Source organism: Legionella sp. 39-23 (assembly GCF_001897665.1).
Lineage (GTDB): Bacteria > Pseudomonadota > Gammaproteobacteria > Legionellales > Legionellaceae > Legionella > Legionella steelei.
In genome coordinates, this window is sequence record NZ_MKTO01000017.1 from 1 (window position 1) to 13,108 (window position 13,108).

Genomic DNA, 13,108 nt, shown 5'->3' on the forward strand with positions numbered 1-13,108 from the left:
ATTTTAAAATACCAGTTAGAAATAATTTAGATGAGAATTAGTTCTTAATTGATGTTATTTGCGATAGATAACGTACCTTATCTTTCACAAATATGACATGTTTGATAAAAAATCATTGGGACAATCCTTGAATTATCTGGATCCCACAAGCAACAATAACACAATGTTTGTGTTAGATAAGGTTTTCCGGATGCTGAGAGTTAATAAAGCTTTTTATAATAAAAGAGGAATAATCAAGAAAGCTTTCTTGAATCAATATTATGGTAGTACCAGGTTTGTGATGTTTTAAATCAATCGTTTTTATAACTTGTTCATTTGCTGAATTATTCAGCATTTCTATTGCACTTTCGGTTTCACTACGATAACGATCTATATCTAATCTTCCATTTGAATGCAGCAAACAATTTCTAATTTTTGAGATTTCCTCCAGCCTCTTCCAGAAATTTCCGGAGGTATCGTAACCTTGTTTAGCTAGTGCTTCTTTGAATCTCTTAATACCCGATAAATTCTTAATAGTTTTTTTGCAGCTTTCATGGTAGAGGGTTTCCTCTAGCAAAGCATATAATTGTAAGAAGGTGGACTGTATTAAAATATTTGTACTTTGATGATATAAGCTAAAATCTTCAAATTCATTAGCATTAAGCTCATTAGAATATATTTTTTTTAGATACGAGTTCGTTTCCCTGTCAACTGTATCAATTATTAAATAGTGAACTCTTAAAATAGAATCAAAATTATTGAATATTACTGATTTAAATGGGTCCATCAAGAGCTCCCCAAGATTAGCCGTATGTAATAAAATTATAGAGCTTCTTTATTCTCTCAAGTGGAGTTCGTTCCTTTCTTTTTTAAATATTTGTATAAGGTCGTTTTTGAGACACCAACTAATTCACGATATTTGGTTTATCGTCCTTGTCTTTTCATTATGGTTTGATTATTTTTTAATATGTTCTCTAGTGAGTAGAATGGTCATTTATTTTTCCTTATTTAGGATAGAATTGAAACAAAGAAAAGTTAACATTGATGTAACTGAGCTACGATATAAATAGATTAATTTTATAATAAGCTTAGAATCTAAATTGAGATAATGACAGAGTTAGGTGTTTAAGAAAGTTGATGGATTTTTTAATTAAACATAAATAGAGCAATAGAAATTAAAATAATAATCGATATAACTATGTGTTTATGATTAATGGAAAAAGACTGGTGTCTACGACTTGTATGGGAATTTTTGATTGCGGGTGTATAAGGATTTATATTCATAAATGGATGTTTTTTTAAGTAAGCTAATTCATATTCATGCCATAACGGTTGGTAGATTTTGTGTAGTGTAGTGTGATTTGATGGTTGGCCCCAAGAAGATACAAGCAATTTTATGTCAGATATCTTGAGTAACTTTAGATGTTTATAGCCAAGAGTATCATATTCAAAAGTTAATGATTTAATTTCTTTCCCTGGAATTGATTCGATAATATTGTATCCTGGACAATTACATCTTTCAGAAGAGGGAATTGAAAAAGAATCTATAGCAGCAAGCCAATACATCAATTTTAATTCATTATTGAAACCCATATTATTTTTTTTCTTTTCTCTGATTATAGTTCTTAGAGCAGTTATACCTTCCCTAAACGCAGCAGGTAATGGAAGATTATTTATGGCTGTTTGAAGTCGTTCATGGGGTTTATTTTTGTACTCTTTAATTTGGTCAGCCCAAAAAGTACCATTTTCAATATCTTGTCTTTGTTTTTCCCAAAAATCTTTTGCAAATTTTCCCGAATCGTCAAATGAGCCCGTTGCTAACCAATTAGAGTCCATGAAGAAATAATCCTATAAGTATATTTTTTAAATTTTAGACTATTTTATTTAATATCAGGAAGTATCATGGGATTTATAATTAATTGATAGGAGATTCATATTAATGTTTTAGTTCAAAATAACCACCGTTTGAATGAACCATTTATAAAAAGCTATTTATGACTTTTTTATCGCATTTCATCGTTTATTAAACTGTTTCATTTAAATATTGTTTAAGTTATTATGACTAAAACGTTTAAGTGAACTTTAATCATGTTAATTGGATATGCTCGTGTTTCTACTCGTAGCCAGAATTTGGATTTACAGATCGATGCTTTAAAAAAAGAAGGATGCGAAAAAATCTATCAGGATCAAATTAGCGGCTCCTTATTTAATCGTCCTGCATTAGATCAACTGCTATTAGATTTAAGAAAAGGTGATGTTTTAGTCATTTGGAAATTAGATAGGCTGGGGCGATCATTTAAAGACTTAATTAATTTAGTGAATTCCTTTATTGAAAAAGGTATTGGGTTAAGAAGTCTGAATGATCATATAGATACAACAACAGCACATGGTCGACTCATTTTTAATATCTTTGGTTCTCTTGCTGAGTTTGAGAGAGAATTAATTAAAGAGAGAACTATTGCGGGTTTAGATGCTGCGAGAGCTAGAGGTAAAAAAGGAGGTAGGCCTTCAGGTCTTTCAAAAGAGGCGCAGGCTAAAGCTCACTCAGCTGAACTAATATATAAAGAAGGGCAATTAAGTGTCTCTGAAATTTGTGAGCAGTTGAGTATTAGTCGGGCTACTTTTTATAAGTACTTAAAATTCCGAAAAGTTCCTATATCCGCTGAAAATTATAGAATTAAACCTAAGTATACGGTTTTCATTAGAAATGATTTACCTGAAGAAGTTTTTGAGGTTTAAATAAACAGCACCCATATCAAACTTTATTAGTGGTATGGCGCGTGCTGGTTTAACTGATCTTAGTGCATAAAAAATGATTTAATAATCGGTGGTGAGTTTCTGTGGTGGTACTATTACATCCCAATATCGGTTAAACGCTATCTTGACGCGCACCTCATTGATTCGCACTGACTAGATCAAGGCAATGAGAAACTTATAACAAAGGATCGATAGATGAGCATTTCAGGCATACGCTCCAACCGAGGGGATGGGTATCAGACGTTTGTAGCATTCGATTGGGCATTGACCGTTCTATCTGATCCGGACTTTCAGTGGATTGAGGTAGATTCGGCTACTTACACGTTGGTTGACGATGTAGTAGTCGGGAAAACTGACGGTACTAAGATTTGCTGCCAGTGCAAAAAAAACCAAACCAACTTCAAAGTATGGAAGATAGCCGATTTTGAGGATGAATTAGTTAAGGCGTCTAGTTTGCTGGCTGGTAACAAGAATGCCGAAGTTCGTTTCTATTCGCGCAGTCCTTTTGGTGCACTAGCTAAACTGCGTGAACATAGTACTACTCAACCCAATGAAATAAGCTACCGCGCGAGTTTGAGCAAAGAGGATAAAAAAATAGATGCTGATTTGGCACTTCTTTTTTCCAACCAGACTATCCATCTTTCAACTTACGATTTCCTCCGACGAACGACGTTTGAAACCAGCCCTGATCTGGATCGCATGGAGATTATTTTATTTGAACGTTTGCGTTATATGGCGTGCAATCCCCAAGTTGCATACAACGCCCTTTGGACTCGTCTTGATCAACTCGGGGCGCGAATAGACGGGAATAAGGTATTAGCTTTGGGCCAGCATCGCTTGACCAAAGACGATCTCAAGGCTGTTCTCCATCAAGCAGGAGCAATACTGGTACCGATCATGAATCTTGTAGAGGTGCGGAGATCCTTTGCCAGCACTTCAGCCATCGGGAGAATATGGCGTCGAGATATTGCGGGACAATGCATTACCACCCCAGTTTTGAATGAGCTAATCGCAGCCATTGATAGTGGAAAACGCACAATTTTGCTTCAAGGCCCGGCAGGTTCTGGAAAAACCTGTGTGATGCTGGCATTGCAAGAATCATTGGAACAACGCGCGCGCACTAGCACAGATATAGTGCCACTATTTATCCAATCGCGCGAATTCGCTGATCTGACTACGACGCAAGACCGTCAAGCCCAAGGCTTGCCGGAACAATGGGTTGAAAAAGCTGCTCGCATAGCCGAAGATGTCCGGGTAGTCGTGGTCATTGATTCTTTGGATGTTCTGTCTATCGCTCGTGACCATCATGCACTTAATTACTTCTTGGCGCAAATAGACCGCCTGCTATTGATTCCAAATATCACTGTGGTTACGGCCTGTCGAGACTTTGACCGAGATTACGACCGCCGAATTGCAATTCGAAAATGGGATTGTGAATTGAAGTGCCATCCCTTGAATTGGGATGTCCAAATTACTCCGTTGCTTAATAACCTTGGTATACATACAAAGAACATCGATGCTAACACCCATGAGTTGATTCGAAACCCGCGCGAATTAGCACTTTTTGTGGAGCTGGCTCAGCGAGATGGCAGTTTCAACATTGTGACCAGCCAAGCTTTGGCGCAGCGGTATCTTGATATTATCGTGCGAGCCAACAAAGCACTGGGTGACACGGCAATGCAAACCATTGAAGCTATTGCCAAGGAAATGCTAATGTCACGAAGTTTGGTAGTGCCTTATCAGTGCTTTACTGCTTCGCAAGATATTGTCCAGGCGCTGTGCAGCCTCAACGTGCTACAAGAAACTCAAGATGGGAAATTGACTTTTGGGCATCAAACCCTGCTGGATGTTTTGGTGATACGAGGAGCTGTGCGTAAGGGTATCTTGCTAAATGAGTTCATTGAAAGCTTGCCCCCTGTGCCCTTTGTTCGTCCAAGCATCCGCAGTTTTGTCGCACAACTTGCAGTGGGAGAACGCCGTGATTTCAGGAAACAATTGCGTATGGTATTGACTGGTAGCGCTGCCTTCCACATTCGCCGCTTGATTGCGGAATCGTTTGCCGAACAGATACCGCAGGATGATGATTGGCCCCTGATTCGTGATTTACGTGATAATCATCGCGAGGTATTTCAGGTGATTTACAGTCAAGCAGTGCTGATTGAGTGGCATCGCTTTTGGTTAAAACATCTAATACCTGCTTTGAAAAGTTCACGGGATGATGAAGGGCTGACGGCACATGCGCACAGGATATCTCTGTGGAAAAACGAAGATCCCGTGGGTGTATTAGCGCTTTGGACAGAGATGTTGTCAATGGATTGGGTAGATGGAAAAAAGATTTCTGAGCACCTAGGGTATTATTTGTCCGAAATAAATACGGAAAATATTGCACTGGCCGCGCCTTTAATTGAACGTCTAATTAGCATGCCGCGACAAGAACACGACTTACTAGGGCATGCTGTCGCTCGCTGTGTGGCGACAGGTGCTCTGAAAGACATCTGGCTATGGCGTTATATTACATGTGGAGTCAACGAAGACGCCATCGGATTTCAGTCAGATGACAGGCTGCGTTGCCAATCCCATAAGTTTGAAAACAACAATGACAGCTTTTTCCGCTATCGGATGGAACAATCTGCCACATTACTAGATTTGGCTCTGGAATGGATTGAGCACGAGAGCCAAAGTAAGTCATTGCGTTATGGCAATACACGCATAGACTACCATAGTCAATTTCTATACAAAACTTCGTACTACGATTCTCATAGTCAGTCCGATCATCGGTATACAGACAGTGAACGTATTCTGCTGGATGCGGTGGAGTCCGCCATCATTAATCACGCCAAAACACACTCCGACTGGTGGCAAAGAAATCGAGAACATTTGTGCTTTAACAACGAAGGAGCTTTACGATACTTTGCTATCCTCGCTTGCACCGCAGACCCTGTAGCCAATATAAATTTGATTGGGCGCATGTTGTGCGATAGGGGTTCACTAGAGTCCGAACTATCATTCGAATTGGGCACATTGATGCAGACGGCATTCATATATTTTGATACGCTAACACAAGATGCGGTGATGGCCTGCATTTTGGCTATATGGGAAGGGACACTTACGGATGAGGGCAGCCATTTTTGGATATTGAAGAAACGAGCAGAATTGATAATCACCATTCCATGCCATCTGCGCTCTGCTGGAGCGCAAGCGATACTTGATACCTACGAAAGAGAAGAAGGAATTTTGGTTCGTCAGCCATTCATTGGTATGAGTGGAGGCATGGTTTCCGCTCCTTTTTCTTTCAAGGTGTTTCTTGACTCTAGTGATTGTGGGGTGTTGCGTTTACTTGAGCATTATTCAGGACATGGAAGAGATGATTTACTGGTTGGCGGAGAGCGAGAAGTTGGGTGGCAACTACGTGAGGCAGCATCTCGCCAACCAGCGCGATTTTTGAGTTTATTACCTACGCGTTGGGCTGATATTCCCGAAGGCTTCCGTGATGATATTATGGGCGGGATCGCCAATTATTTATTATATCGTTTTGGTAGTTTGCAGGCCAATAGCACATGGGCGCCTCTCGATGAACCTGATGCCCCCACTTTGGCGATTCATATCCTCGATGAACTAGAAAGACATTCGAACCATTGGGAAAACAACAACACTGCATCTAAAGCTGTGCAATCTTGCGCCCACGTTATACAGGACACGCAAAATGCCTCGAGGCTAGTATTTTTGGTAATTGGTTTTTCAGGCCATAGGGAGGAAAGCTGCATCAAAGGAGATTTTTTTGATTTGCTTACTACCGGCCTCAATATGACAAGGGGAAACATCGCTCAAGCATTAATAGTCTTGGTTAACAAGCTCCAGGAAAATAGTGTTCCATTTCCTGATCTTCTGTTGCCCACACTTCGTCGTTTTGCTGGAGACGAACATCCCGCAATTCGTGCCTTAATCCTGAATCATTTACCCTATTTGCAGAGCAAAAATCCTGAGTTGGGTTGGGATTTGTTCCACTTCGCCATGAGAAATGCCGTTGGCCTTTGGCAAATCGCCGAGCCATGTCTTTATTACGCTCATTACAAACATTTTGGAAAAATTGCCCCCTTGCTGTTGCGCATTCGTAGTGAGGGTAACGATAAAGACATGGAAACATGGGCTCGCATTTCTGCCTTGGCTGCGTTAGCCAAACACATCGACTTTTCCGCTTTGTTGGAGGACTTAAAGACCCTGGATGCTACAGAGGCCTGGAAAGGGGCTGCTAGTGTTTGGACGCATCATGAAAACCTAAAAAAACATCGTGAACAATGTTTGATTGGCATCGAGACGGGTCTTAATTCCAATTGGAGTCATGCTAAGGCAATTTCACACCAGATGGTGCAATTGTTCTGTGAGAACTTGTCGGTGATTTCTATTCCAATAGAACTGATCCGTCTTTTATTTGCCATTTACGAAAGTGATACCGAGAATAAACGCCCCAGTTTTCTGGGTTTAGGGAGTTGGCTCAATGCCACTGCACATCTCGATCCGGAACGAGCCTTAACTGTAACCGAGATTTATCTAGTTTATGTTAGTCGTACCAAGTCTTACTTATACGATCACGAAAACAATCTTACCCAGTTACTGACCCGTCTTTTTGCTGAAGCTGAGGAGCGAGAAGAATCTGACCACGGTGCAATGCTGAAACGTGTGGTATTGCTGCAAGACATGCTTCTATCATTGGGAGTAAATAGCATCAACGATTGGTTAAAGGCTGCCGAGCGTCCATAGCATTGAAAATACTAACTTTTAGTTGTCACAATTATATAATATCTACCTCATATTTTAATAGACAGTCTTAGTAAACTGAACAGAAGGCTATAAACAAATCAATTAGAATTTTGAAGTTTCGGGTGTTTTTTCTTGATCTGAAATCCTTGTACCAGAAGAAGAGAGTCTAGGATGACACAAATCATACTAATTGTTAATTTGTTCTATAATTGTCCTAAACGAATGCCGTTAGAGATATAAATGTTTTACTATGTTGATGAAAGTGGGAACACAGGTAAAGATCTGTTTAATGATTCTCAACCAAATTTATTCTACGGTCTATTAACTAGTAATACAAACTTTGATCTGCTAGCGGAAAAACATGTAAATATAATTAAACAAAAATATGGTATTACTCATTTACACGGTAAGAATCTTCCTTTATATAAAATCGAAGCTGTTACATCGGATTTAATTGACCTTCAAAAAAAATACAAATTGCGCTTTGATTTATCTAAAGTTAGCAAAAGTGATCTTGCAATCATCTCTTTTTTCGATCAGGTATTTGATCAAGGTATGAACCCTGCTTATACCTGGACGGGATATTGGACTCCATTAAGGTATGCAATGCTAGTTAAAGTTGCGAGCATATTTGATTTTGATACATTAAAAAAATCGTGGGATGCTAGAGTCTGTATAGACAAAGATAGGTCAAAAGATATTTTCACATCAGTATGTGATGTGCTTTTAAGCCGGTTAGGAGAAATACCGGACAAACGATCTCAACAGTTAATCTATGATACTTTATCTTGGGCAAAGTCTAACTTCTATGACCTCAGTTATAATTGTACGGATGAATCCCAAGTAAGAGCCAACTCTCCAAATATAATTGGCTTTCAGTTTGTCTTGCATCAAATAGGTGAATATATAAAAAAAACCCCTAAGTCACCAGTAAAAATTACGATTGACCATCAATCAGAGTTTAATAAATATCAGCAAAAATTGGCTGATTTATGTGCTATTTTGAAAGAACAAAAGGTCATAGAAACGACGCCATTGGGAACATCTGATTTTAGTAACTACCCGTCAGATAAATTGGTATTTTTATCCCATAAAAATAGTATCGGGGTTGAAGTAACGGACTTAGTTCTGTGGTTATATCAAAGGTTTCTTCAAAACAAAGAAATACCTTCAGGTACCCTATTGTTATTAAAGAGATTTTTCTTTAAAACAAAATACCATGAAATCTCAATGAAAGGGATAATTGAACGTTTTAATTCGTGGCTCAGTACACTACAGAATTTAAGTATAGAGGATATTTCCAAGGCAAAAAAATTAATTGATATAGATGAAAAAAGACGCCTCCAAGCTATAAATAATAGCAGCAAAAATAGTTAACTGATCAGTGTAAAATATCTTATTAGATTAGCCTCTTTCTTAATTTTAGAAAATTAACCACATTTATTAACTTATTCCTTGTTGAATTTTTGTTGGATCATGGAGTAGGGCAGGGTAATAAATAAACCCCCCGTTTATAATTGCAAACATATCATCTTGTGATATAATTAATTATGAAAACAATTGATCACACATTAGAAAATCTATTAGAGCTTAATGGTGAGAGAATTATCATTGATGAGTCTCTTGGACTGTGGGTGAAATTTGAGATTATTAAAACGCTAAGCCGCGAGCAGGGCGTTAAATACTCATTAACCTTGCATGATAAGTCTAATAAGAGAATCTTAGGTTTTGACAATAGTCATGAAATAGAGTTTGGGGGGAAAAGGGGGGTTAGTCCTGAAAGAACTTTTGATCACTGGCATTATGATGAGAATGATCAAGGTAGGCCGTATAATTACATTAATGCAGGACAACTTTTAGAAGACTTTTGGAAAGAGGTAGACAAGCGTCTTGAAACTCTTAAGGAGAGGAAATAATGAATAAAGCAAGAATAGGCATTATGTCCCTTGAGCAGTATAAGCAACGCACAATTGCCATTGCTAAAGGTATATATAAACCCAAAAAGGACGAACCAAAAATTTGGTTTACATCAATGAAATCATTAGCTCATGTTTTGTCTGAAGACAACCAACTTTTACTAAAGTTAATCATTGAAAATGAGCCGAAATCTGTATCTGATTTAGAGGCGTTAACGGGATATAAAAGAAAAGCGAATAATATTCTTAGGACTTTGAGGACAATGGAGCAGTATGGCTTGGTTAGGTTGGAAGAGAGTCCAAATAAAGTCCATAGAGGAAGGGCGCCTTTAAAGCCTAAAGCCTTATACGATGAATTTGATGTTGCGTTTTCTATTCAACAGGTTTGTTGATCTCTTTAGTTATCGAATTAAAGATAATGGTTCATAAGGAGTAAAATGCGCGATAAAGTAAATGTCCTTTATTACCCTGATATGCAAGTATCACAAACAACACTCAAGAAATGTATTTTGTTCTTTGATGAAATTCATTTTATGGATAGACCTGCATTTACTATTGGTAACTTCGGCTTAATTGGGGCTCCATCACCATTAAGAACAGCTGAGCAATCCTTTCGAGAAGATGCTGGCGTACCTTTATATGTTCATGGTGTTAATGGAGGAGTAATTTCCACTGATTTTCTGGAAAGAGTAGAATCAGATTTAAATGATTATTCCTTCATTGAAAGTTATAGAGAAGGTCTCTCAAAATCGAATACATTTAGGGAGCAGCAGTTTCCGGAAGGAGATTATGGTTCATTTGGACGCACCCAAAAAGAACTTATAACGCTTTTTGAGAATATTGATTTATCCATATTAGCTAATTCCAATGCTATGGAATTTTTAAAAAAAAATTATTCTCCCTTTGATAGAACAAATCCTGAAGCTGTAAATGCATTTTTATTGCAGCGAATAGCATTATGTTCTGCTCAATTAAATTTTGCATTAATGGAGGGGGCAAGGAATGGATTTATCCCATTAGCAGATGCAAATCCTTACGCTAATCTTTTAAATACCCACTATATGCGTGCCGCTAAAACCTTAGAAAAACTTAATACCACCATTAGTATTGCCGATCTTGGTTTTGCAATATTTGATGAATTAATATCCAATGAAAGTATAGAAGGCATGGATATTAAAAAGGTTGTGGCATATAGAAAAAAATCTGAAAATGCCAGAGAGGAATTTTTAGAATATCTTGCTTCTATTCAAGCAAAACAAGCCAGTCTACTTACACATGATAATTATTTAGAGGGAATTAATAAGTTAATTAAAGCAGAAATCACTCCAGCTGTAAAAAATTTTAGGAAGAGGCTTGAAACCATTGATGAGGGATTTACAAGCGCTCTATTGAAGGGCGCCATAGAAGGGGCCGCTGTATTTAGTGGGGTACATATATTCACCGATATCCCATGGATACAAATTGTTGCTTTGGCAGGAGCATCAGGTCGATACGTTTTGAAAGCAGCAGTAGATAATTATTTTGCAGAACGTGCTCTGAGGAGAGAAAGCAGTATTTCTTATCTGCTCTCATTAGATAGTCATATACAAAAAATTAAAAAATAGAAGGGATTATTATTGAATAATATAATTCACATAGGTCTGATTACTTGTCAAATCAGTCATTGACTTTCTAAGCCACGGGTGGATTTAACTCGCTAATGGTCCGGAACTTGCGCTCTGGCGCAAAACTATTTTTGAGTTACAGAGCTTAAGTCTAAATATACACAGAGGCTTTCTAAAAACCAGTTGGTTGTTATCAACATCCAGGTTCCTTAACAATTTTTATTACTGTACAATTTAAAGCAATCTAGGTAATAGAAGGCTCGAATCCTCAGGAGTCATAGGGTTCTCATATTTTTGAGATGGAGTAAAGAAAAACATTAATGATTGTTTGCGCCTTAAGTTTGGTATTAGGGCTTGTTCTTCTCCTTCTAGGGTTAAATTAGAGTCAAATGATTTTGAGCGTGTGATTTTCGCTTTAGCATTATTATCATTGGCTGCTTTTGCAAAAGCTACAATTGCATTTCCTTTTCTTGCTCTTTCAATATGTACAGCAGCCCAAGAATAAGCAAGATGCGAATTATCGCCTAGAATGCGTCCTTTTTTTATCAATTGCCCATTTCGATAGACTAAACATGCATCTCTAAGACTTCCATGAGTGCCTCTTTTATCTTTTTCCATTTCAGTGGTAACTGAAAATTTAGCATTGCCGCTCACTTTTATCATACCTGTATATCCTGTCACCGTTGACTTCTCATATTTAAATATCGCAAAGAGTGCATCGGAGGTATCATGGGCAAAATTTAGTTCATAATATTGGGTGGCGGAAAAACAGGCTAATAAATTAATATTTATATCTATGTCTAGTAAGTTATTTTTTGCTAATAATTTTGCTAATTTAAAGGGTGTTAAATCATAATCACTAGGTTCTTCTAATCCAATAAGGAAAGGCTGTCCTTCTCCGTGGAGAACAATTTCGTCTCCATCATTAAGTTGTTTTATTAGTTTCTGCATGTTCTCTTTATCATAAAGATAAAAGATTTCATTAGAATGCACACCTTTTTCTTTTCTACATAATTTAGTCAAGTTGTTTTTCAGTTCCCTCTTAGCATCAAGAAATGCAAATTTTAATTGGTTATTATTATTTTCCTGAAAAACCTTAATTAATATAGTTGACAGTTTCTTTAACTCTTATGGTAAGAGGCATTACATCTCATTTTTGATGAAACGATTTCATTTTCTTTATTCCAGTGACTGTGAGTAAACAAGGTGACACCTGTCAAAAAGATAGAAATCCTTTTTGAATCTTTTGATAAAAGGGTTTCTTCCTTAAGCTTAAATTGCTCTTCGATAAAATCTACCAGTTTGGCAAGGTACTTATTTTTTGAAATTTCTTTATTATAAAAAGGAAGTCGTTCATTAAAATAAGATTTAATATCATTGTTGGTACAACCAAAGAGCAAGGGACTGTTTGTTTCGAGCAGTTTTAGCATCACTTCAATTTCATAGATATATGCATTTGCTTCATTATTCGCGATTTTAGCTGAAACATTAAATGCATGGCCTGCTTCATGCACAAGTGCGCCAATAATATTGACAGTTTGTTGTTTTAGAAAGCTGGTTTTCAAAGCAATGGTTTGATTAACGACCCAATTTTCATGTAAATGCCCTAATAATTTATAGGTATCTTTATTTATAAAAACAGCGGGGTTTCCTTTTACACCTAAAAAATCATGTGGTGGTTCTACAAGATCAACTTGAAGTTGCGGCATAGAAGCAGTTACCCCATTATCGAGTCCATTCCAACCCATTTCGCGGCATTCATCTAAGAGTAGTCTTATATGATAGTTTGTTAGCATAATAGTCTCCTTGCATATAAATGGAAGTTGCGCGACGAATTATGAGCATATTGTTCAAATGCCACGAAATGATTATTGCGAATCAATATTCATCAGTCAATACATTTAGTGTTCATTTGGATTTTATTTGCAGTGATCTGATAAATATTATGATCAAACAGTTAATTTAAATACATATGATTTATAGGGCGGGAGATTAACTCTTTTAAATCTTAAATCGTTAGGATTAATCATTTTCTTAGTTTTATACATTCTACTCTTTGGCTTATGGGGGGTAGTCATGTGGGATATCAACATT

Annotated in this window: 10 protein-coding genes; 6 read left to right on the forward strand and 4 right to left on the reverse strand. The window is 37.2% G+C overall.

What is annotated here, in order from left to right; translation table 11 throughout:
• Positions 1-172: 172 nt before the first annotated feature.
• Complete coding sequence (locus BGO44_RS06985; protein WP_058509641.1) at positions 173-766, reverse strand: hypothetical protein; 594 nt, start codon at positions 764-766, stop codon at positions 173-175.
• Between the two features lie 359 nt (positions 767-1,125).
• Entirely contained in the window at positions 1,126-1,815 is a 690-nt protein-coding gene (locus BGO44_RS06990) for a hypothetical protein (RefSeq protein WP_273196993.1), read from the reverse strand.
• Between the two features lie 252 nt (positions 1,816-2,067).
• Here BGO44_RS06990 and BGO44_RS06995 point away from each other — a divergent pair, with 252 nt between their 5' ends.
• The 6 genes from BGO44_RS06995 (at position 2,068) to BGO44_RS07020 (ending at position 11,014) form a co-directional block, all read left to right on the forward strand.
• Positions 2,068-2,718: a recombinase family protein gene (locus BGO44_RS06995; protein WP_058509639.1), complete on the forward strand. Its 651-nt coding sequence runs from the start codon at positions 2,068-2,070 to the stop codon at positions 2,716-2,718.
• 213 nt (positions 2,719-2,931) lie between these two features.
• Entirely contained in the window at positions 2,932-7,494 is a 4,563-nt protein-coding gene (locus BGO44_RS07000; protein WP_273196996.1) for an NACHT domain-containing protein, read from the forward strand.
• A gap of 240 nt (positions 7,495-7,734) precedes the next feature.
• Positions 7,735-8,871 (forward strand): DUF3800 domain-containing protein, encoded by a 1,137-nt coding sequence (locus BGO44_RS07005; RefSeq protein WP_058509637.1) that lies wholly within the window; start codon positions 7,735-7,737, stop codon positions 8,869-8,871.
• Between the two features lie 173 nt (positions 8,872-9,044).
• Positions 9,045-9,410: a toxin-antitoxin system TumE family protein gene (locus BGO44_RS07010; protein ID WP_058509636.1), complete on the forward strand. Its 366-nt coding sequence runs from the start codon at positions 9,045-9,047 to the stop codon at positions 9,408-9,410.
• Entirely contained in the window at positions 9,410-9,802 is a 393-nt protein-coding gene (locus tag BGO44_RS07015; protein WP_058509635.1) for an HVO_A0114 family putative DNA-binding protein, read from the forward strand. The genes BGO44_RS07010 and BGO44_RS07015 overlap by 1 nt, the downstream gene beginning before the upstream one ends.
• A 117-nt stretch (positions 9,803-9,919) precedes the next feature.
• Positions 9,920-11,014, forward strand: coding sequence for a hypothetical protein (locus BGO44_RS07020; protein WP_273197000.1), 1,095 nt, complete (start codon positions 9,920-9,922; stop codon positions 11,012-11,014).
• Positions 11,015-11,248: 234 nt separating this feature from the next.
• Here BGO44_RS07020 and BGO44_RS07025 read toward each other — a convergent pair whose 3' ends face one another.
• Together BGO44_RS07025 and BGO44_RS07030 are read right to left on the reverse strand one after the other, a co-directional pair.
• The gene (locus BGO44_RS07025; RefSeq protein ID WP_157070687.1) at positions 11,249-12,037 is read right to left on the reverse strand and encodes a hypothetical protein; all 789 of its coding nucleotides are present in this window, start codon (positions 12,035-12,037) and stop codon (positions 11,249-11,251) included.
• Between the two features lie 98 nt (positions 12,038-12,135).
• On the reverse strand, positions 12,136-12,810 hold the full coding sequence (locus tag BGO44_RS07030; RefSeq protein ID WP_058509632.1) for a hypothetical protein: 675 nt from the start codon (positions 12,808-12,810) through the stop codon (positions 12,136-12,138).
• Between the last annotated feature and the right edge of the window lie 298 nt (positions 12,811-13,108).

What these genes read in the sequence shown, in the direction of transcription:
- BGO44_RS06985 (WP_058509641.1), bottom strand. Translation starts at nt 766, where the DNA reads ATGGACCCATTTAAATCAGTAATATTCAATAATTTTGATTCTATTTTA.
- BGO44_RS06990 (WP_273196993.1), bottom strand. Translation starts at nt 1,815, where the DNA reads ATGGACTCTAATTGGTTAGCAACGGGCTCATTTGACGATTCGGGAAAA.
- BGO44_RS06995 (WP_058509639.1), top strand. Translation starts at nt 2,068, where the DNA reads ATGTTAATTGGATATGCTCGTGTTTCTACTCGTAGCCAGAATTTGGAT.
- BGO44_RS07000 (WP_273196996.1), top strand. Translation starts at nt 2,932, where the DNA reads ATGAGCATTTCAGGCATACGCTCCAACCGAGGGGATGGGTATCAGACG.
- BGO44_RS07005 (WP_058509637.1), top strand. Translation starts at nt 7,735, where the DNA reads ATGTTTTACTATGTTGATGAAAGTGGGAACACAGGTAAAGATCTGTTT.
- BGO44_RS07010 (WP_058509636.1), top strand. Translation starts at nt 9,045, where the DNA reads ATGAAAACAATTGATCACACATTAGAAAATCTATTAGAGCTTAATGGT.
- BGO44_RS07015 (WP_058509635.1), top strand. Translation starts at nt 9,410, where the DNA reads ATGAATAAAGCAAGAATAGGCATTATGTCCCTTGAGCAGTATAAGCAA.
- BGO44_RS07030 (WP_058509632.1), bottom strand. Translation starts at nt 12,810, where the DNA reads ATGCTAACAAACTATCATATAAGACTACTCTTAGATGAATGCCGCGAA.